The following is a 19884-nucleotide window of genomic DNA, read 5'->3' as shown; positions in this document are numbered from 1 at the left end:
CCTATAGCGGTGTTCGCCGGGCCCCGCCCGGCCACCAGTCGCAAAATCGCAATCTTTGGAGCCGAATCATGCGATCTTGCGACTGCTCGCGGGAGCAGCGTCACGGCAGCGTGAGGATCTCGACGCCGGTATCGGTCACCAGCAAAGTGTGCTCGAACTGCGCGGTCCACTTGCGGTCCTTGGTGACCACCGTCCAGCCGTCGTCCCAGATCTCGTAGTCCAGGCCGCCGAGGTTGATCATCGGTTCGATGGTGAACGTCATCCCGGGCTGCATGATCGTGGTGACCGAGGGCTGGTCGTAGTGCAGCACGACCAAGCCGTTGTGGAACGTGGTGCCGATGCCGTGCCCGGTGAAGTCGCGAACCACGTTGTAGCCGAACCGGTTCGCGTACGCCTCGATGACGCGGCCGACCACCGAGAGCGCCCGCCCCGGCTTGACGGCGTTGATCGCGCGCATCGTCGCCTCCCGGGTTCGCTCGACGAGCAGCCGGTGCTCCTCAGCGACGTCGCCGGCCAGGAAGGTCGCGTTGGTGTCGCCGTGCACGCCGTCGATGTAGGCGGTGACGTCGATGTTGACGATGTCCCCGTCTTCGATCACGGTCGAGTCCGGAATGCCGTGGCAGATGACCTCGTTCAGCGACGTGCAGCACGACTTCGGAAAGCCCTTGTAGCCCAGCGTCGACGGGTAGGCACCGTGGTCGACCATGTACTCGTGGGCGATCCGGTCCAGCTCGTCGGTCGTCACCCCGGGCGCGACCGCTTTGCCCGCCTCGGCCAGCGCGCCGGCCGCGATCCGGCCGGCGACGCGCATCTTCTCGATCACCTCGGGCGTCTGCACCCACGGCTCGCTGCCCTCCCGAACGCTTGACTTCCAGGCGTATTCCGGACGGGGGATGCGACTGGGCACCGGCAGAGTCGGGGACAACTCTCCGGGGGCGAGCGCGGTGCGAGCGGGCATGGGCCCAGCTTAGCGACGCGCACCCGGCGGCGCCGTCGCCCAGCCGGTAGATTGCGGCCCGCTTCCTCTGCGGGTTCAGGATCGGCGAATCAGGCTCGTCCGGCCGCGGATCAACGAGCGCCGCGGGCCCCGGATGATCACCGAGCCGCACACCACCCGTCCGGTCAGCACGACGTGCGGGCGGCCTTCGCCGGGCGCATCCTTGCGGCGATCGCTGGCACTGCCCACGTAGACCTCCACGTCGTCGATCGACGCGCTGGCGCCGTCGGGCAGCCTGACCTCCACCGACCCGAACCGCATGTCGAGCTCGATGACCACCACCGGCCCCGCGAACCGGGCCTTGGTGAGGTCGAGTTCGATCGAGCCCAGCCGGCGCACCAGCGCCAGTCGGGTGGGCACCGTCCACTCCCCCTGCCGCTTGAGTGAGCCGGCCCAGCCGCGCAGCTCGACCCGGTCGGTCGCCGAGGTGACGATCGCGCCCGGCCCGGGCAGGTCGCCGACGAGCCCGTCGAGCTCTCCCCGGGTGCGCGCGTAGGACACCTGCGACGAGCGCTGCTCGAACTCCTCGATATCGATCAGCCCGAGCGCGACGGCGTTGTGCAGTCGCCGCATCGTGCCGTTACGGTCGGCGTCCGAGACCCGCAACGCCACCATGTCGCCGCCGATATCCGTCATGTTCGCAATTTACCGCTGAAGCGGCCCCGCGGGCCGGGCGCTGGCCACATGGCGCCGCGCTTGCGAGCGGCGCTAGGCCACATGGCGCCGCCCCGCCGCGCCCGGCGCAGGCGCCGCGCTTGCGAGCGGCGCTAGGCGAGGAAGTCCGGCGGCAGTGACTCGAACATCACCTTGGTCATCCGGACCGCGTATTCCGAGCTGCCGCCCCCGACGATCAGCGAGGCGAAGGCCAGGTCGCCGCGGTAGCCGGCGAACCAGGAATGCGATCCGCCCGGGAACTCGGCCTCACCGGTCTTCCCGTACACCGCGCCGCAGCCGGCGATCTCCTTGGCGGTCCCGTTGGTCACCACCAACCGCATCATCGGCCGCAGGGCGTCCACCATCTTCGGGCTGATCGGGGTGGTGTCGCCCTGAACGGCGGTCGGCCGGCCCGCGATGAGCTGCGGCGTCGGGGTCTTTCCGGCGGCGACGGTCGCCGCCACCAGGGCCATGCCAAACGGGCTGGCCAGCACCTTGCCCTGGCCGAAGCCGTCTTCGGTGCGCTCGGCGAGGTCCACCGTCGGCGGCACCGATCCCGTCACCGTGGTAATGCCGTCCACCTGATAGTCCAGCCCGATTCCGTACCGGCTCGCCGCCTGCGTCAGACCGCGCGGCGGCATCCTGCTGCTGAGCTCGGCGAAGGTGGTGTTACAGGAACTGGCGAACGCCCGCGACATCGGCACCACCCCGAGGTCGAAGCCACCGTAGTTGGGGATGGTGCGGTGCCCGATGTCGAGATGGCCCGGGCAGCCCAGCATGGTGTTGGGGGTGGCCATGTCGCGGTCGACGGCCGCGCCCGCGGTCACCATCTTGAAGGTCGATCCGGGCGGAAACAGGCCGGTGGTGGCGAGCAGGCCGTCGGCGTCGGCGCCCCCGTTTTGCGCGATCGCGAGGATCTCGCCGGTCGACGGCTTGATCACGACCATCATCGCCTTGCCGCCGCGGGTGTCCACCGCGTGCTGGGCCGCGTTCTGCACCACCCGGTCCAGGGTGATGGAGATCGACGGCGCCGGTGACCCCGGCACCTCGTGCAGGACTTCGACTTCGACACCGTTCTGGTTGACGCTGACCACCCGCCAGCCCGGCTCGCCGTCGAGCTGGTCGGCGACGGCCTTCTTCACCTCGGTCACCACGGCCGACGCGAAATGCGGATCGGTCGGCAGCATTTCGGGCTGGGGCGTCACCACGATGCCTGGCAGCCGGCCGATGGCCGGGAAGACCTTGTCGTTGTCGTCGGGATGCAGCGTCACCAGGTCCACCGGCTGGGTCGCCGAGCTGGCCTGCTCGGCGAGCAGCTGCGGGTCGTTCAGCGCGCCGTTGAACGGGTGCAGGACGTCGACGATCGCGTGCGCCGTCCCGATCAGGGCGGTCCCGGAGCCGGCCTGCGTGGCGTCCAGCGTGTAGTGGTACAGGTAGCCCGGCACCAGCACGTCGCTGCCGCCGAGCTCGTTCACCGACGCGCGCCGCGGCGCGTCGGCCCGCAACGCGAACGTCTGATGCTCGCCCAGCTTGGGGTGCAGGCCGGTGCTGGTCCACCGGACCCGCCAGCGACCCTCGTCGCGCGCCATCTTCAGCTGGCCGTCGTAGGTCCACGTCCGGTTCTTGGGCAGCTGCCAGCTGAAGCGGTAGCCGACGGTGCCGGTGTCCTCCGCGTACTTGGCGTTGAGGATTTGCGTGTCGAGGTGATTGGCCTGCAGCCCCGCCCACGCCGCGTTGAGCGCCTCGCGGGCATCGTTGGGACTGTCGGTCAGCTGCGCGGCCGTCGCGGTGTCGCCGACGGCCAGGGCGCCGAAGAACTTCTCGGCCGCCGGGCCGGGGCCGTTGGGCCGCGGCGTGCAGCCGGACAGCGCGATCGCCGCCAGGAGCAACAGCCCTGAGACGGAAGAGGCCAATGTTCTTGTAGTTGCCATCGTTACTGATGTTAGGAACGGCGGCTGCAACACCTGCGCAGACACACCGAGACCGAACCGTTACGCACAGTCAGGGCGCCGAATGTCACGCCAGAGTGGCGTCGATCGACGAACGTCACGCCAGTGCGGCGCCCGGCCGAAGAAGGCGCGCTAATCCAGCAGCACGGTCGCGAAGTTGCCCACCTCGGCGAAGCCCACGCGAGCGTAGGCGGCGCGGGCCACCGTGTTGAAGCTGTTCACGTAGAGGCTGGCGGTCCGCCCGCTCCCGACGACCACGGCGGCCACCGTGGCGGTGCCCGCGGTGCCCAGGCCCAACCCCCGCCACTCGGGGTGCACCCACACCCCTTGGATCTGGCCGACGCCCGGCGACTGCGAGCCGACTTCGGCCTTGAAGACGACCTGGCCCTGCTCGAAGCGCGCCCAGGCGCGACCGGCCGCGATCAGGCTGGCCACCCGCCGCCGGTATCCCCGACCGCCGTCGCCGATGCGGGGGTCGACGCCGACCTCGCCGATGAACATGTCCACCGCGGCCACCAGGTAGGCGTCCAGCTCGTCCGGCCGGACCTGGCGCACTCCGGGGTCGATGTCGCAGTCGGGGTGCCGCGACAGCGCCAGCAACGGCTGGTGGTCGCGCACGTCACGGGCCGGGCCCCACGCCGACTCGAGGCGCTCCCACATCCGCATCACCAGGTCGGCCCGGCCGACCAGCGAAGAACACCGGCGCGCCCCGCTCATCGCCTCGTCGGCGAAGGCGTCCATGTCCTCCGGCGCGCCGCGCAGCGGGATCAGGTTGGCGCCGGCGAAGCACAGCGACTCCTCCGCACCGCGCAGGGTCCACAGCTCCCCGCCGATGGAGTTGGGTTCGATGCCGTGATCCGCCACCCGGGCCGCCACCATGCACGACCCGACGGGATCCTCGTCGAACACCCGCCAGACGGCGGCGGCGTCGCGCACCACGGACACCCGTCGCTCACCGACAAGGCGGAAGAGGGGCGGAGCCGACATCTGACGAACTCTCTGTGTTGCGAACTAAAGGACTTGCAGGCGGGAACCGGCCCCCATCAGCTTACGGTCACGATCGGCGAACCGCTGGATGTTGTGTCGGGACCGTGATCGATCCCCATCTCCGCGGCGAGCCGCATGGCCTCCTCGATCAGCGTCTCCACGATCTGGGCTTCCGGCACGGTCTTGATCACCTCGCCGCGAACGAAGATCTGTCCCTTGCCATTTCCCGACGCCACACCCAGGTCGGCCTCGCGCGCCTCCCCCGGGCCGTTCACCACGCACCCCATCACGGCGACCCGCAGCGGCACGTCGAGGCCGTCCAGCCCGGCGGTGACGGCGTTGGCCAGGGTGTACACGTCGACCTGCGCGCGACCGCAGGACGGGCAGGACACGATCTCGAGCCCGCGCGGCCGCAGGTTCAGCGACTCGAGGATCTGGATGCCGACCTTGACCTCTTCGACCGGCGGCGCGGACAACGACACCCGGATGGTGTCCCCGATCCCCCGCGACAGCAGCGCGCCGAATGCCACCGCGGACTTGATGGTGCCCTGGAACGCTGGGCCGGCCTCGGTGACGCCGAGGTGCAGCGGATAGTCGCACTGGGCGGCCAGCTGCTCGTAGGCGGCGACCATCACGACGGGGTCGTTGTGCTTGACGCTGATCTTGATGTCGCCGAAGCCGTGCTCCTCGAACAGCGACGCCTCCCACAGCGCGGACTCGACCAGCGCCTCGGGCGTGGCCTTGCCGTACTTCTCCATGAACCGCTTGTCCAGCGAGCCGGCGTTGACGCCGATGCGGATCGGGATGCCGGCCGCGGCGGCGGCCTTGGCCACCTCGCCGACCCGGCCGTCGAATTCCTTGATGTTGCCGGGGTTCACGCGCACCGCGGCGCACCCGGCGTCGATGGCGGCGAAGATGTACTTCGGCTGGAAGTGGATGTCGGCGATCACCGGGATCTGGCTGTGCCGCGCGATCTCGGCGAGCGCGTCTGCGTCCTCCTGACGTGGGCAGGCCACCCGGACGATGTCGCAGCCGGCGGCGGTCAGTTCCGCGATCTGCTGCAGCGTCGTGTTCACGTCGTGGGTCTTGGTGGTGCACATGGACTGCACCGAAATCGGATAATCGCTCCCCACCCCGACGTCGCGGACCATCAGTTGGCGCGTCTTGCGCCGGGGGGCGAGCGTGGGCGCCGGAGCGTCCGGCATGCCCAGGCCAACAGTCACTGTCTTGATTCCCTAACTATTGAAAGAGCCTGATCGGATTGACCAGATCAGCGGTCACGGTCAGCAGCATGTAGCCGACGACGAACACCAGCACCACGTACGTCGCGGGCATCAGCTTGAGGTAGTTCACCGGCGCCGCCGCGACCATGCCGCGGGCCGACCGGACGAGGTTGCGGATCTTCTCGAACACCGCGATGGCGATGTGGCCACCGTCGAAGGGCAGCAGCGGCACCAGGTTGATCGCGCCCAGGATCAGGTTCAGCTGGGCGAGGAAGAACCAGAACGCCACCCACAGCCCGTGGTCGACGGTGTCGCCGCCGATGATGCTGGCGCCGACCACGCTCATCGGGGTCTGCGGGTCGCGCTGCCCGCCGCCGATCGCGTGCACCAGCGCCCCCACCTTGGTGGGGATGGTGACCAGCGCCTTGCCCACCTCGCCGGTCAGGTCGCCGGTGAACGCGAAGGTGGCCGGCACCGCGGCGAGCGCCCCGTAGTGCGTCGGTGCGAGCCTGACGGCGGCGACGCCGATGGCGCCGACCGTCGACGGGGTCGCCTGACCGCCCTGCCCACCGCTCAGGAAGCGCTGGGTGGGCGTGACGTCGACGGAGGTGGTGATCGTCTTGCCTCCGCGCTCGACGACGACCGGAACGGTGCCGTGCACCTTGCGGATCGCGGCGGCCATGTCGTCGAAGGTGGACACCGGGGTGTCGCCGACCTTGACCACCACGTCGCCGGCGCGGATTCCGGCCAGCGCTGCCGGACCGGGGCCGGTGCAGTCGGCGATCTTGCCGGGGGCCACTTCCGGTGCGACACAGGCGGTTTCGCCGATCACCGCCCTGGTCGGCGGGTGCAGGTTCGGCAGTCCCCAGACCAGCGCGATGCCATAGATCAGCACCAGGCAGATGACGAAGTTCATGGCCGGGCCGGCGAACAGCACCGCGACGCGCTTCCAGACGTCCTGCTTGTACATCGCCCGGTCGGCTTCGTCGGGCGCCAGCTCCTCGACCGACGTCATCCCGGCGATATCGCAGAAGCCGCCCAGCGGCACGGCCTTCAGGCCGTACTCGGTCTCGCCACGCCGCGTCGACCACAGCGTGGGCCCGAACCCGACGAAATAACGGCGGACCTTCATGCCGGTGGCGCGGGCGACCCACATGTGGCCGCACTCGTGCAGCGCCACCGAGATCAGGATGGCGAGCGCGAACAGCACAATGCCGATAGCGAACATCATCAGGCTGCCAGGACCTTTCTCACACCATTCCGGAGACTCTGTGGGCGCTCGCGTCCGCGAGAGCACGCTGCGCCCGCTCCCGCGCCCAGCGCTGCGCGTCGAGTACCTCATCCACGTTAGCGGGTGAAACCGACCATTGGTCTGCGGCGTGCAGCACGTCGGCGACTGTTTTGACGATGACGGGGAAGCCGATGCGGCGTTGCAGGAACGCCTCCGCGGCCTCTTCGTTGGCCGCGTTGTAGACGGCGGTCATGCACCCGCCGGTCTGGCCGGCATACCGGGCCAGCTCGACGGCGGGAAAGACCTCGCTGTCCAGGGGCTCGAATTCCCAGCTCGAGGCGGTGCTGAAGTCGCACGCCGCCGCCACACCCGGGACCCGATCGGGCCAGCCCAGCGCCAGCGAGATGGGCAACTTCATGTCCGGCGGGCTGGCCTGGGCGATGGTCGAGCCGTCAACGAACGTGACCATCGAGTGCACAACCGACTGTGGGTGCACGACGACCTCGATGCGGTCGTACGGGATGCCGAACAGCAGGTGCGTCTCGATGAGCTCGAGCCCCTTGTTGACCAGCGACGCCGAGTTCAGCGTGTTCATCGGGCCCATCGACCACGTCGGGTGGGCCCCGGCCTGTTCGGGGGTGACGGCCTCGAGCTGGGCGGCGGACCACCCGCGGAACGGCCCGCCGGACGCGGTCAGCACCAGCTTGGCGACCTCCCCGGGCGCTCCGCCGCGCAGGCATTGGGCCAGCGCGGAGTGTTCGGAGTCGACCGGCACGATCTGGCCCGGTCGCGCCGCCCGCACCACCAGGGGGCCGCCGGCGACCAGGGATTCCTTGTTGGCCAGCGCCAGCCGGGCGCCCGATGCCAGCGCGGCCAGCGTCGGCCGCAGCCCCAGCGCCCCCACCAGCGCGTTGAGGACGACGTCGGCGTCGGTGTCTTCGACCAGGCGGGTCACCGCGTCGGGGCCGCGGTAGGGGACGTCGGCGACCCGCGCCGCGCGTTCGTCGGCCACGGCGATGTTGGTGACCCCGGTCTCGGCGCGCTGCCGTTGCAGCAGGTCCAGGTTGGCGCCGCCGGCGGCCAGGCCGACCACCTCGAAGCGGTCCGGATGAGCCGCAATCACCTCCAGCGCCTGGGTGCCGATCGAGCCGGTGCTGCCCAGCACCAGCACGCGCAGGCGGCCCCCGGGTGTCGCGTTTGTCACCCACTCATTGTGCCCCGCCCCGCGACGACGCGGGCCACGCAGCGGCCCGGGCGGGTATGCCACAATCGCTGCAGCAACGACGAAAGGGAAGCACCGTGGCCAGTACCGAGGTGGAACATTTCACCGGCGTCGACCCCGTTGAGGTGCCCTCGGCGGCGTGGGGGTGGAGCAGGATCAATCACCGCACCTGGCACATCACCGGCCTGGTCATCTTCGGATTCCTGCTCGCCATGCTGCGCGGCAACCATGTCGGCAACATCGAGAACTGGTACCTGATCGGGTTCGCCGCGGTCGCACTGTTCGTCCTGATCCGCGACCTGTGGGGCCGTCGGCGCGGCTGGATCAGGTAGGCCTCACCCGCCCGCTACGTCTTTTCGAAGGCCAGCTGTCCGCAGGCGGCGCCTCAATCGCCTGCGCTCCAGCTACCCGCCTTCGGCGGCCAGCTGTCCGCAGGCGGCGCCTCAATCGCCTGCGCTCCAGCTACCCGCCTTCGGCGGCCAGCTGTCCGCAGGCGGCGCTGATCTCCCGACCGCGGGTGTCCCGCACCGTGCACGAAACGCCCTGCGCCCGGACCCGCCGCACGAACTCGCGCTCCGCGGCCTTGGGGCTGGCGTCCCACTCGCTGCCCGGTGTCGGGTTGAGCGGGATCAGGTTCACGTGCACCAACGGGCCGAGCGCCCGATGCAGGCGCTTGCCCAGCAGGTCGGCGCGCCACGGCTGGTCGTTGACGTCGCGGATCAACGCGTATTCCACCGACACCCGCCGGCCGGTGACGTCGGCGTAATACCGGGCGGCGTCGAGCGCCTCGTCGATCTTCCACCGGTTGTTGACCGGCACCAGCGTGTCGCGCAGTTCGTCGTCGGGCGCGTGCAACGACAGGGCCAGCGTCACCCCGAGCCGTTCGTCGGCCAGTTTGCGGATGGCGGGAGCCAGCCCAACCGTCGAGACGGTGACCGAGCGGGCCGAAATGCCGAAGCCGTGCGGCGGCGGTTCGGTGATGCGCCGCACCGCCGCCACCACCCTGGCGTAATTGGCCAGCGGCTCCCCCATCCCCATGAAGACGACGTTGGACAGCCGCTGGCCAGGGGGGCCGAAATCGTCCCGCAGGGCCGCGGCGGCGGACCGGACCTGCTCCACGATTTCCGCGGTCGACAGGTTGCGGGTCAGTCCACCCTGCCCGGTCGCGCAGAAGGGACAGGCCATGCCGCAACCGGCCTGCGACGAGATGCACACGGTGTTGCGCTGCGGGTAGCGCATCAGCACCGACTCGAAGGTCGTCCCATCGGTCCCGCGCCACAACGTCTTTCGGGTCTGCCCGGCGTCGCAGGCCACATCGGCGGCCGCGGTGAGCAGTCGCGGGAACATCGCCTCGGCGACCCGCTCCCGCACGGCCGCCGGTAGATCGGTCATCGCGCGCGGATCGGCGATCAGGCGGCCGTAGTACTGATGCGCGAGTTGCTTGGCGCGGAACGCCGGCAGCCTCAGCTCGGCGACGGCCGCGGCGCGGCCTTCCGCGTCGAGGTCGGCCAGGTGCCGCGGCGGCCTGCTGGGGCGGGGTTCGGTGAAAACCAATTGTTGGACCATGACCAGTCCAGTATCGGTCCTCCTCAGGGCACGAGCGTCAGCACCGTCCACGCGGCCACCGCCGACGGCAGCACGCCGTCGAGGCGATCCATCAGGCCACCGTGGCCGGGCAGCAAGCGGCCCATGTCCTTGATGCCCAGGTCGCGCTTGATCTGGGACTCGACCAGATCGCCGAGCGTGCAGGTCAGCACCAGGATGACTCCCAGCAACGCGCCGATCCAGGGCGGCTTGCCGGCCAGATATGTGGCGGTCAGGATCGCCGCCGTGATGCCGAAGAAGAGCGAACCGGCGAAACCCTCCCACGACTTCTTCGGGCTGATCGCGGGAACCATCGGGTGCTTGCCGAGCAGCACTCCCACGGCGTACCCGCCCACGTCGGAGGCGACGACGGTGACCATCAGGCAAAAGACCCGGCCCGCGCCGTCCTTGGGGTAGACGAGCATGGCGCCGAAGGAGGCGAACAGCGGGACCCACGCGGCCAGGAACACGGTCGCGGAGGCGTCGCGCAGGTAGTTGGCCGACGGTGAGCCCGCGAACGGCTCGGGCCGCTTGCTGTTGTCCTGCATGAACAGCCGCCAGACGTTGCAGACCACCACGGTGGCGCCGAAGCCGGCCAGGGCGCCGGCGGCGTGGAACGGCCAGGTCAGCCAGACGGTCACCTGGCCACCGATCAGCAGCGGGATCAGCGGAATGACGTACCCGGCCTCGCGCAGGCGCCGCACCACCTCGTGGGTGGCGACCAGGATGGCGAGGGCGACGATGGGAACCCAGAACAGCGGCGCGAAGATCAACGTCACGATCAGCACACCGCCGATCCCCGCGCCCACGGCGATGGCGGCGCGCAGGTCGCGTCCCGCGCGGGACGTCTTCTTGGCGGGCTGCTGCACTATGTTCCTGCCCTCACGCGCCGGCTCGTCGGGCGGGCTGGCTGCGCCGGTGGTTGCCACGGACCTGGGTGAACTTAGCTGCTGAGCGGCCGCTAGACCTCCAGCAGCTCGCCTTCTTTGTGCTTGACCAACTCATCGATCTGGGCGGTGTACTGATGGGTGGCCTTGTCGAGTTCCTTTTCCGCGCGGCCGACCTCGTCCTCGCCGGCCTCGCCGTCCTTACGGATGCGGTGCAGCTCCTCCATCGCCTTGCGGCGGATGTTGCGCACCGAGACCCGGGCATCCTCGCCCTTGCTCTTGGCCTGTTTGACCAGCTCCCGGCGGCGCTCCTCGGTCAGTTGCGGCACCGCCACGCGGATCAGGGTGCCGTCGTTGGTGGGGTTCACCCCCAGGTCGGAGTTGCGGATCGCGTTCTCGATCGCGCCGAGCTGACTCGCTTCGTAGGGCTTGATGACGACGAGCCGCGCCTCGGGCACGTTGATGCTGGCCAGCTGCGTGATGGGGGTGGTGGCGCCGTAGTAGTCGATGACGATCCGGGAGAACATGCCCGGGTTTGCGCGGCCGGTCCGGATGGTCGACAAGTCGTCACGGGCCACCGATACGGCCTTCTCCATTTTCTCTTCCGCGTCGAAGAGAGCCTCGTCAATCATTCGTTCGCTCTTCCCCTCAGGTGGTGACCAGTGTCCCGATTTTCTCACCGGCGACCGCGCGGGCGATATTGCCATTGGTCAGCAGGTTGAACACCAGGATCGGCATGCCATTGTCCATGCACAGGCTGAACGCCGTCGCATCGGCCACTCGCAGTCCCCGGTCGATGACCTCGCGATGGCTGATCGCGGCGATCAGTTCCGCGTGCGGATTCAGCCGCGGATCCGCGGAGAACACGCCGTCCACCGCCTTGGCCATCAAGACCACCTCGGCGCCGATCTCCAGCGCCCGCTGCGCGGCCGTGGTGTCGGTGGAGAAGTACGGCAGGCCCATGCCGGCCCCGAAGATCACCACCCGCCCCTTCTCCAGGTGGCGGACGGCGCGCAGCGGCAGGTATGGCTCGGCGACCTGACCCATGGTGATCGCGGTTTGGACGCGGGTGACGATGCCCTCCTTTTCCAGGAAGTCCTGCAGCGCCAGGCTGTTCATCACCGTGCCCAGCATGCCCATGTAGTCAGACCGGGTCCGTTCCATGCCGCGCTGCTGCAGCTGCGCGCCGCGGAAGAAGTTGCCCCCACCGATCACGACCGCCACCTGGACGCCGTCGCGGACCACCTCGGCAATCTGGCGGGCGACCCGCGCGACGACGTCGGGATCGAGGCCGACCTGGCCCCCACCGAACATCTCGCCGCCCAGCTTCAGCAACACCCGGGAATACCTGGGCCGCACCCGCGGCTGCCCGGCAGTTGATCCGTTCTCCGGTGCGGTGGGCTGCGGCTGCGGAGCCGCCGCGCCGGCGGCTTGGGGCTCCCTGGACTCCGTCATCAGGCTCCTCGCATGAGAGTGCCATCCCGGGGTGAAAACATCCGGAACGGCATTTCACATCCTGCCTCATCGCAACACAACGCGGCGCCGGTGGGGTGCATTATGCGCAGAGTTGGCAAAGCGAACGGCTTTTCGTGGGGATCGGCCCAGGTGACGCCGGCGGCGCCGCCGACTTCGCCTCCTTTGGGCGGGCGATGTTTGAGCGAGGCCCGCCAGGGGGAATCCGCACCATCGCGGTGGGAATCACGGTCTTGAGAATAAGGGCCAATCTCGCCGTCTGACCGGGCCGGTCGCCTCGGCGATCGGCAGTGAGCGTGAACGCTCAAGGTACGCCTACGAGAGGAACTGATCCATGGCGGACAACAACTCGGGACCTGCTGAAGCCGTCAAGGGCGTCGTCGAGGACGTCAAGGGCAAGGCAAAGGAGGCCGTCGGTGCGGTGACTGGTCAGGATGACCTCACCCGCGAGGGCCAGGCCCAGCAGGACAAGGCGGAAGCACAGCGCGACGCGGCGAAGAAGGAAGCCGAGGCCGAGGCGGCGCGCGGCGGCGCCGAGGCAGCTGAGGAGCGCCAGAAGGCCAATCAGTAGCTTGCTGGGAGGATGGGCTCGGTCTGTGAAAACGGACCGGGCCCATCGACTTTTCCGGATAACCGGTCTGATTAAACGCGCCGCGAACGGGTAATCAGCGTTGCGCTGCAGACATCTCCGCGTGAGGTGCCCAGCCGGGGGGGGCAAAAGCAGATCCAACAGAAGTTCCGGGAGATGTCGTTGGACGTTCTAGTGCTGACCGACGCGGACGACTTCGATCGCGCCCTCCCGCTCCTGACTCCGTTCGCCCGAATCATGCGCCGTGCGCCGCTGACCGATGACCTTCGCGCGCCGGCCGACTCCGCCCACGTCGCCATCATCGATGCGCGCCGTGACCCGGCGGCGGCCCGGGCGGCCTGCCGTCGCCTGGCCTCCGCTGCCCCCGCCACCGCCGTGGTGGCCCTCGTCGCGCCGGCCGACGAGGTGGTGACCGACAGCGACTGGAACATCGACGACGTCGTGGCGCCCGGCACCAACCCGGACGACTTGCAGGACCGGCTGCGGCGGGCAATCGTCCAGCGGCGCAACGCAATCAACGGCAGCCTGCGATTCGGCGCCTTGCTGTTGCATCCGACCAGTTTCGCGGCGTCGCTCGAGGGCGAGGACCTCGGCCTGACGCTGACCGAATTCAAACTCCTGAGTTTCCTTGTGCAGCACGCCGGTCGACCGTTCACGCGCACCCGCCTGATGCACGAGGCGTGGGGCTATGACTGCAACGGCCGTGTCCGTTCGGTCGACGTCCACGTCCGGCGGCTCCGCGCCAAGCTCGGTTCCCGCCATCAGTCGATGGTCGACACCGTCCGCGGCGTGGGCTACATGGCGGCCACGCCACCGCACCCGGAATGGATCGTCAGCGAGTCGACGCCGACGCCGATGTGGGCGAATGCCGCCTCGGTCCGCGCGGTGACGCCCGCGCAATAATCTGGAACCGGCTGCCGCGCAGCGGTTTTACGGACCGATCAGCCGAAGAGCGGGAACGCGCGCTTGCGTGCCAGCGCGTCCATGCCCTCCTGAATGGCGTCTTGAACCTCTGAGTACTTGCGGTCGACGTAAGCCTCGTCCTCGGCGCGGGCGGGATCGTGGTCGAGCTCCACGGCCGGCATGAACCGGGTCCTGATCTTGGCCGGCAGCGGCAACTGCGGAAGCGCCGCCGGCGCGATCCCCCACGGCAGGGAGATCGCCAAGGGGAACACCTTGAGGCGCAGCAGGCGGTCCAGCTGTAGGGCCTTCGACAGTTTGTCACCTCGAATCAGCACGGGCATGGCGTCGGCACCGCCTACCGTGGCGATCGGCACCACCGGCACGCCGGCCCGGATCGCCATCTTCACGAAGCCTTTTCGCCCCGCCAGGTTGGCCCGGTCGCGCTCGGTCCACGGCCGCAGCGAGTCGACCTCGCCGCCGGGCCACAACGCAACGTCGCGGCCTTCGGCCAGGGCGGTGGCGATCGCGTCCGGGGCGGCGGGCAGCACACCCATGGAACGGAAGTACCGGCCGATCACCGGAATCGCCATCAGCGCGTCGTGGGCCGTGCCGTGCAGCGGGCGTTCCTGCCCGAAGCGGCGCCACCACTGCAGGCCGACTGTCCAGGCATCCCAGACGAACGGCGCCCCGGAGTGAATGCCCACCAACAGCGCCGGCGGCGCGGGAATGTTCTCCCAGCCGTCGATCTCCATGCGAAACCAGTAGTCCACCAGCACATTCCACAGATACTTCTGGCGCTGCAGGGTGGTTTCGTCCTGGCCGCTGAGGTCCCACCTGCCGGCGCGTTCGGCGACCCAGCCGGTCACTCCGCCGCTCTGGCCGCTGCGCCGGTCCTCCATGGTCGCCCGTGCCCGCTCGGCATTCCGTCGCGCCTGCCTGCGCACGTCGGCTGGCCTGTGATCCGGATTACTCATGGGTGCGGTGTACCCGATTCGTGCCCGCACGATGCAGCATCCGGCCGCAAAAACGACCTCCCCGCGCCGCACACGCGACGCGGGGAGGTATCCGCAAGGCCGGACTAGGTGTGGGCCGGGCTGGGCGGAGTGCCCGGAGCCGGGCTGGCATTCGGGGCGCCGGGCGCCGAGTTACCCGGCACGTTCGACGTCCAGATCAGGATGTCCTGCATTCCGTCGTTGTAGACGACGCCGTTCGGGGGCGCGCCAGTCACGTCGAAGTACAGCGTTCCGGTCGACTCGCTACCCTGCGGGATCGGCGCGGGGTTGAGGCCGTTCGGGGCGCCCACCTTGTCGATGACCCGGTAGTTCTGGCCGTTGGGCCCACGGGCGATGAAATCGTTGACCATGGGTGTCACGAGCCCGCCGTCCGACCGCGCGGTCACGTCCGCCTGGTAGAGGGTTCCCTTGGGCGTGTAGCCGGGAATCGTGGCGTTGCTCGGCTGCAGGTTGCTGACCGTGTAGTCGGTGATCAGCGGCCCGTCAACGAGTTTTTCGCTGGTGCCGAAGCCCTGAATGTTGGGCGGCGGCGCCGCGGCAGCCGACGAAGCGGCAAAAACACCTGCCACCGCAATACCCCCGGCAGCGGCGGCTGTCTTAACGGCCCTCATGGTGACCTTCATTGTTCATTCCTTTCGTATCGAACAATCGCCCCCCGGAAGGGCAATACGCACACACGCCGCAAATAGCCATTCGTGGGCGGCCCTAAACATATGCGTGCGCCTAAATCGGCGTTTTTTCTCTGCTAACTGCTCAAACGCGGTTGCTTTGCCGGGCAGCAACTTTCGCATCAGTGCTTAACATCTGTATCGATATTCACGCCCTGCACCATTCCTACGGCCACCGCCACGGTGGGCCGGGCGGGCGATTAGCGCCGCTTCTGACGGGTAGTCGGAGCCGAACGAAGGTCGACGAGGACGAAAGGGGCCGGCCATGGAACGCGGAAGCTCTAAGCACGGTCCGCGCGAGGACGACGAACTCAAGCACGAATTGGACGGCACGCTGCGCGGCAACCGCTCCAGCCGCGCGGAGGAATGGCGTGATCCCGAGCCGCCGGCCGACGACGACCCCGAGGTGCCGACGGCCGGTCCGCCGACCCGCGACTCCTAGGGCGCGGCCGCATTCTCGGAAACGACGCGATCACGAAAGAGGAGAAACATGGGCTTCGCGCCTCAGCAGCAAGCCGCCCCGGGCGTGCAGTCCCGGATGAATCCGGTTCCCGACTGCGGTGAAAACACTTACCGGGGTGCGGGAAAACTCACCGGCAAAAGGGCGATCATCACCGGCGGCGATAGCGGCATTGGCCGCGCGGTCGCGATCGCCTTCGCCCGCGAGGGCGCCGACGTACTCATCTCCTACCTCAATGAGGACGACGACGCCCGCGAGGTCGCCCGTTTCGTGCAAGAGGCCGGACGAAAATGCGTACTGGTGCCCGGCGACCTTTCGGATCCGGCGCACTGCCGGGCGGTCGTCGAACGGGCCGTTCAGGAATTCGGCGGCATCGACATCCTGGTCAACAATGCCGCCTACCAGATGATGCACAAAAGCCTCGAGGAAATCAGCGACGAGGAATGGGATTACACGTTCCGGCTGAACGTCGGCGCATATTTTCACCTTGCGAAGGCGGCCGTGCCGCACATGAACCCCGGGTCGTCGATCATCGGCAGCTCGTCGGTCAACTCCGACACGCCCAATCCCACGCTGGCCCCCTACGCGGCGACCAAGGCCGCCATCGCCAACTTTTCGGCCAGCCTCGCTCAGCTGCTGGGCGATAAGGGCATTCGAGTGAACAGCGTGGCGCCCGGGCCGATATGGACGCCGCTGATTCCGTCCACCATGCCCCCGGACAGCGTGGAGTCTTTCGGCGAGAACACGCCACTGGGGCGCGCCGGCCAGCCGTCCGAGCTCGCCCCCGTCTATGTGCTGCTGGCCTCCGACGACGCGAGTTACATCTCGGGCGCGCGGGTGGCCGTGACGGGCGGCCGGCCGGTTCTCTAGGAGGCCGAGCCTTGGCCGGCGCCCAGTGAGTTCTGCATGTCCGGCTTCATCGCCGAGAGCTGGGCGTCCCAGTAACCCCAGCTGTGCACGCCGTTCTGATCGATGTTGAACGTCGCGTTGTGGCCCCCGGCGGCCTCATAGGCGTTCTTGAAGGCGACATTGCTGTTCAGCACCGTCTGCTCGATCACCTGGCCGGGCAGGCTGCCCTCGCCGATCTCCGACGGTGTGCCGTTGCCGCTGTAGATCCACAGCCGCGTGTTGTTGGCCACGAGCCTGCCGACCTGGACGGTCGGATCGTTGCGCTGCCAACCCGGTCCGCCGTCGGGCCCCCACATCTCCTGCGGCTTGAACCCGCCCTCGTTGCCCATGGCCAACCCGATCAACATCGGACCCTGACCGCTCGAGGGTGTCAGGTATGCCGAAAGGGAAGCCGCATAACTGAATTGCTGGGGATGATAGGCCGCCAGGATGAGGGCCGACGACCCCGACATGGAGATACCGACGATGGCGTTACGCGTTCGACGGACGCCCTTGCTCGCCAGGTACCCGGGCAACTCGCTGGTCAGGAAGGTTTCCCATTTGTATGTTTGCGGCGGGCCGTCGTTGTTGGTGGCCGGCCCGTACCAATCGGTGTAGAAGCTCGATCGGCCGCCGACCGGCATGACCACCGATATGCCGGAGCCGGCGTACTGGTCGAACGCGTTGGTGTTGATATCCCAGCCGCTGCGGTCGTCGCGGGCGCGCAACCCGTCGAGCAGGTACACGGCCGGTGCTCCGCCCTTCTGAAACTCGACGGTGATGTCGTGACCCATCGACGGCGACGGCACGTGCAAGAACTCGGGTTGAGCGGCCCGCGCCGGGGCAACGCAGCCCACAGCGCCGGCCAAGCCGGGCAGGGCCGCAGCCGCGACCGCGGCGGCCATCAGTCGACGTGCCCAGTGATTTTTTGCCATCGTGGCTCACTTTCCTTGTTGCAGTGATGATTTGAGCGGTTAACCGCCGGGCCACGCCATGTCGATGTCGGCCTGGACGGCGTTTTCGGCCGTTTCGAGTGGATGCAGCAACAAACCGGACCACATGCGGTCGATCGACACGCTTTCGATTGATTGGACCCCGTACCTGCGGACGTCGCGCGCGAGCTCGTCGCGACGCAGGTCGGTGGCCAACCGGCCCGGCTTCGGGTAGCCGATCCAGGCCCGGCGGCCGGCGAGGGCCGCCACGTACACGGCGGCCAGCTGATCCAATTCCCCACGCCGTGCGGTGAACCCGATCACCGCGTCGGCGAGCTCGGGACTTGACCCGTCCACTCCGGGAAGCGTGTGGGCGTAGTCCGACGGAGCATTGATGAGCGCGACCTTGTCGCCCGCGCTTATTCCGAGCCTTCGTGCCAGCTCGCTGAACTCCGGCCACTTCATGTGAGGACCTCTTCGCTTTTGCGCCAACTCACGGCCGGCAGAAGCAGCTGCCGTCGGCCGATGGCGTCGGGCGCTGAACTGTTGCGCCGGCCGATCGCCACCATCCCCAGTCACTCGCGGCTAGCGGTGCCGCGACAGATTCAGCACGAAATCGGCTGAAAGGCACAGCTTTAGAAGAGGGGAAGGAGGCGGGCCGCAACGGCCCGTGATGGATGGCCGCCCTGCAGACTGAAGACAGACCTGACCTCTTCGTTATAGCAGAGCCGGTCTGCCGTGTCACTCTGGCGATGTCCTGCTGAGGCACCCCAGCTGCGTTTTCTGGCTTGTCCGGCCGATTCATACCCTGGTAAACAATCACTCAGTGCAACCGTTTCTAAGGACAACCGATGAACTCATGCGATGAGCTGCTTCGGCTGGCCGAACTTGTTCGGGAGTTGCAGCAGAAAACCCCACCCGATGGTCAGGCTTCGCTGGATGGACTCATCCGGCACGTCGCCGAATCCGTGCCCGGGGCGCGATATGCCGGCATCACGATTGCCGCGCGCCGGCGCCTCGAGACGCCGGCGGCGACGGGCCGGTACCCGATCGTGCTCGACGAGATCCAGAACCGGGAGGGTGAAGGGCCCTGCGTGGCGGACGCCTGGGACCACAACACCATTCGGATCGATGACCTGGCCAAGGCTGGCCGCTGGCCCCGTTACCGGCGGGGAGCCCTGAAGCACACCCCGATCCGCTCGGTCCTTTCGTTCAAGCTCTTCAGGGGCAGCCAGACGGCGGGCACCCTCAACCTCTACGCCGAGCAAGCCCGTGCGTTCGACGATGACTCGCTGCGGGCGGGGCTGGCGGTTGCCGCCCATGCGGCTGTCGCATGGGATATTCTGCAGCGCGCCAAGCAGTTTCGCGACGCGCTGGCCTCGCGCGACGTCATCGGCCAGGCCAAGGGAATCCTGATGGAGCGCTTCGAGATCGATTCGGTCGGCGCTTTTGACCTGCTCAAGCGCCTGTCCCAGGAATCGAACACGCCCGTCGCCGAACTAGCCGAAAAGTTGATCGACGCCGAGCATCCCCTACGCAGACGCCGCGGGGCCTAGCCGGGTTCTACCGCAGGCGCCGCGGCTCAGGAGCCCCGGTTCTCGCCCAGCTCGTCGGCGATCGGGCTCTGGACGGGGATGTCCTTTGCGTTCTCGGCGAGTCCCGGCTTGGTGTGGGAACGACGCGCGGCGGCCCTGTCGCCGTCCTGGACGTCGCGATCGTCGGCGATGGTGACCGACGCGGCGACCTGGGCGGCGTTGTTGTAGGTTTCGGGCGGAATGCCCCGCAAGGCGCGAACCGTGTCATCGTCGCAGCCGTTGCGACCGGCGGCGTCGAGCAGGTCCTGCTTGTTCGCCGGAAAATCCACATCGCTGAGGCACTGGCGCAATTGACTGGGGGTGGTGGACGCAACCATGGCCGTCGGGATGCCCGACGCGGCTGAGGATAAACGTCAAGGGCGGTGATTCAGCGCCAAGGGATTCCGGGCCATCCGGCCGTGTTGTTCGTCACCGCCTCGTCGACCTCCGGCGCCGCCCCCGCCGCACGAAGGCCCTTGCGGATCTCGCGGATTGCCTCCGCCGGCAGCCGCGACGGGCCGTCTCATGTTTTGCCGGCGCGATCACGGGTAGTACTTTTCCCAGGCTGGCCCGACGGCCTGTGCGGCCTTGCTGCGGCCGTCGGGAAACTGGCCCAGAGGCTTTCGTTGGCCCGCGCCGGCGGCGCTAAC

The 19884-nt window shown here is 68.5% G+C and carries 22 protein-coding genes; 6 read left to right on the top strand and 16 right to left on the bottom strand.

What is annotated here, in order from left to right; all coding sequences use genetic code 11:
• Positions 1 to 100: 100 nt before the first annotated feature.
• The 7 genes from map to dxr form a co-directional block, all read right to left on the bottom strand.
• The gene (map, locus tag HMPREF0591_RS24695; RefSeq protein ID WP_007171433.1) at positions 101 to 958 is read right to left on the bottom strand and encodes a type I methionyl aminopeptidase; all 858 of its coding nucleotides are present in this window, start codon (positions 956 to 958) and stop codon (positions 101 to 103) included.
• Positions 959 to 1033: 75 nt separating this feature from the next.
• Entirely contained in the window at positions 1034 to 1633 is a 600-nt protein-coding gene (locus HMPREF0591_RS24690; protein ID WP_007171432.1) for a DUF1707 SHOCT-like domain-containing protein, read from the bottom strand.
• A gap of 131 nt (positions 1634 to 1764) precedes the next feature.
• Positions 1765 to 3582, bottom strand: a complete 1818-nt coding sequence (locus HMPREF0591_RS24685; RefSeq protein WP_040623860.1) for a penicillin-binding transpeptidase domain-containing protein — start codon at positions 3580 to 3582, stop codon at positions 1765 to 1767.
• A 150-nt stretch (positions 3583 to 3732) separates the two neighbouring features.
• Positions 3733 to 4587 carry a GNAT family N-acetyltransferase gene (locus HMPREF0591_RS24680; protein WP_007171430.1) on the bottom strand — a complete coding sequence of 285 codons (855 nt, stop codon included), beginning with the start codon at positions 4585 to 4587 and terminating at the stop codon, positions 3733 to 3735.
• A gap of 56 nt (positions 4588 to 4643) precedes the next feature.
• A complete protein-coding gene (gene ispG / locus HMPREF0591_RS24675) occupies positions 4644 to 5810 on the bottom strand; it encodes a flavodoxin-dependent (E)-4-hydroxy-3-methylbut-2-enyl-diphosphate synthase (protein ID WP_007171429.1) in 1167 nt (388 codons plus the stop codon).
• A 16-nt stretch (positions 5811 to 5826) separates the two neighbouring features.
• Positions 5827 to 7041, bottom strand: coding sequence for a M50 family metallopeptidase (locus HMPREF0591_RS24670; protein ID WP_007171428.1), 1215 nt, complete (start codon positions 7039 to 7041; stop codon positions 5827 to 5829).
• Between the two features lie 19 nt (positions 7042 to 7060).
• Complete coding sequence (dxr, locus tag HMPREF0591_RS24665; protein ID WP_040623859.1) at positions 7061 to 8245, bottom strand: 1-deoxy-D-xylulose-5-phosphate reductoisomerase; 1185 nt, start codon at positions 8243 to 8245, stop codon at positions 7061 to 7063.
• A gap of 95 nt (positions 8246 to 8340) precedes the next feature.
• Between dxr and HMPREF0591_RS24660 the strand changes: the two genes are divergently transcribed.
• Positions 8341 to 8595: a DUF2631 domain-containing protein gene (locus HMPREF0591_RS24660; RefSeq protein ID WP_007171426.1), complete on the top strand. Its 255-nt coding sequence runs from the start codon at positions 8341 to 8343 to the stop codon at positions 8593 to 8595.
• Between the two features lie 130 nt (positions 8596 to 8725).
• Here HMPREF0591_RS24660 and rlmN read toward each other — a convergent pair whose 3' ends face one another.
• From rlmN to pyrH, 4 genes are all read right to left on the bottom strand, one after another.
• Complete coding sequence (rlmN, locus tag HMPREF0591_RS24655) at positions 8726 to 9829, bottom strand: dual-specificity RNA methyltransferase RlmN (protein WP_007171425.1); 1104 nt, start codon at positions 9827 to 9829, stop codon at positions 8726 to 8728.
• A 23-nt stretch (positions 9830 to 9852) separates the two neighbouring features.
• Entirely contained in the window at positions 9853 to 10716 is an 864-nt protein-coding gene (locus HMPREF0591_RS24650) for a phosphatidate cytidylyltransferase (protein ID WP_425270251.1), read from the bottom strand.
• A gap of 92 nt (positions 10717 to 10808) precedes the next feature.
• The gene (frr, locus tag HMPREF0591_RS24645; RefSeq protein ID WP_007171423.1) at positions 10809 to 11366 is read right to left on the bottom strand and encodes a ribosome recycling factor; all 558 of its coding nucleotides are present in this window, start codon (positions 11364 to 11366) and stop codon (positions 10809 to 10811) included.
• Positions 11367 to 11382: 16 nt separating this feature from the next.
• Complete coding sequence (gene pyrH, locus HMPREF0591_RS24640) at positions 11383 to 12189, bottom strand: UMP kinase (protein ID WP_007171422.1); 807 nt, start codon at positions 12187 to 12189, stop codon at positions 11383 to 11385.
• A 352-nt stretch (positions 12190 to 12541) separates the two neighbouring features.
• On the opposite strand from pyrH, the gene mbp1 reads away from it, so the two are divergent.
• Positions 12542 to 12778: a microaggregate-binding protein 1 gene (gene mbp1, locus HMPREF0591_RS24635; protein ID WP_007171420.1), complete on the top strand. Its 237-nt coding sequence runs from the start codon at positions 12542 to 12544 to the stop codon at positions 12776 to 12778.
• Positions 12779 to 12952: 174 nt separating this feature from the next.
• Positions 12953 to 13699 (top strand): winged helix-turn-helix domain-containing protein, encoded by a 747-nt coding sequence (locus tag HMPREF0591_RS24630; RefSeq protein WP_050790138.1) that lies wholly within the window; start codon positions 12953 to 12955, stop codon positions 13697 to 13699.
• A gap of 38 nt (positions 13700 to 13737) precedes the next feature.
• Here the strand turns inward: HMPREF0591_RS24630 and HMPREF0591_RS24625 are convergent, their stop codons facing one another.
• Together HMPREF0591_RS24625 and HMPREF0591_RS24620 are read right to left on the bottom strand one after the other, a co-directional pair.
• A complete protein-coding gene (locus HMPREF0591_RS24625; RefSeq protein ID WP_040623858.1) occupies positions 13738 to 14673 on the bottom strand; it encodes a lysophospholipid acyltransferase family protein in 936 nt (311 codons plus the stop codon).
• Positions 14674 to 14777: 104 nt separating this feature from the next.
• Positions 14778 to 15335: an MPT63 family protein gene (locus HMPREF0591_RS24620; RefSeq protein WP_007171417.1), complete on the bottom strand. Its 558-nt coding sequence runs from the start codon at positions 15333 to 15335 to the stop codon at positions 14778 to 14780.
• Between the two features lie 310 nt (positions 15336 to 15645).
• Between HMPREF0591_RS24620 and HMPREF0591_RS33265 the strand changes: the two genes are divergently transcribed.
• Together HMPREF0591_RS33265 and HMPREF0591_RS24615 are read left to right on the top strand one after the other, a co-directional pair.
• On the top strand, positions 15646 to 15822 hold the full coding sequence (locus HMPREF0591_RS33265) for a hypothetical protein (RefSeq protein WP_007171416.1): 177 nt from the start codon (positions 15646 to 15648) through the stop codon (positions 15820 to 15822).
• A 48-nt stretch (positions 15823 to 15870) separates the two neighbouring features.
• Complete coding sequence (locus tag HMPREF0591_RS24615) at positions 15871 to 16710, top strand: glucose 1-dehydrogenase (RefSeq protein WP_007171415.1); 840 nt, start codon at positions 15871 to 15873, stop codon at positions 16708 to 16710.
• Here the strand turns inward: HMPREF0591_RS24615 and HMPREF0591_RS24610 are convergent.
• Together HMPREF0591_RS24610 and HMPREF0591_RS24605 are read right to left on the bottom strand one after the other, a co-directional pair.
• Positions 16707 to 17663 carry an esterase family protein gene (locus HMPREF0591_RS24610; RefSeq protein WP_007171414.1) on the bottom strand — a complete coding sequence of 319 codons (957 nt, stop codon included), beginning with the start codon at positions 17661 to 17663 and terminating at the stop codon, positions 16707 to 16709. The genes HMPREF0591_RS24615 and HMPREF0591_RS24610 overlap by 4 nt on opposite strands.
• A gap of 39 nt (positions 17664 to 17702) precedes the next feature.
• A complete protein-coding gene (locus HMPREF0591_RS24605; RefSeq protein WP_007171413.1) occupies positions 17703 to 18125 on the bottom strand; it encodes a hypothetical protein in 423 nt (140 codons plus the stop codon).
• A 386-nt stretch (positions 18126 to 18511) separates the two neighbouring features.
• On the opposite strand from HMPREF0591_RS24605, the gene HMPREF0591_RS24600 reads away from it, so the two are divergent.
• Positions 18512 to 19216 (top strand): GAF and ANTAR domain-containing protein, encoded by a 705-nt coding sequence (locus HMPREF0591_RS24600; RefSeq protein WP_007171412.1) that lies wholly within the window; start codon positions 18512 to 18514, stop codon positions 19214 to 19216.
• 26 nt (positions 19217 to 19242) lie between these two features.
• On the opposite strand, the gene HMPREF0591_RS24595 is transcribed toward HMPREF0591_RS24600, so the two are convergent.
• On the bottom strand, positions 19243 to 19572 hold the full coding sequence (locus HMPREF0591_RS24595) for a DUF2795 domain-containing protein (RefSeq protein WP_007171411.1): 330 nt from the start codon (positions 19570 to 19572) through the stop codon (positions 19243 to 19245).
• Positions 19573 to 19884: the final 312 nt, after the last annotated feature.

This window comes from Mycobacterium parascrofulaceum ATCC BAA-614, from assembly GCF_000164135.1.
Classification (GTDB): domain Bacteria; phylum Actinomycetota; class Actinomycetes; order Mycobacteriales; family Mycobacteriaceae; genus Mycobacterium; species Mycobacterium parascrofulaceum.
This window is presented reverse-complemented; position numbering and strand designations above follow the sequence as displayed.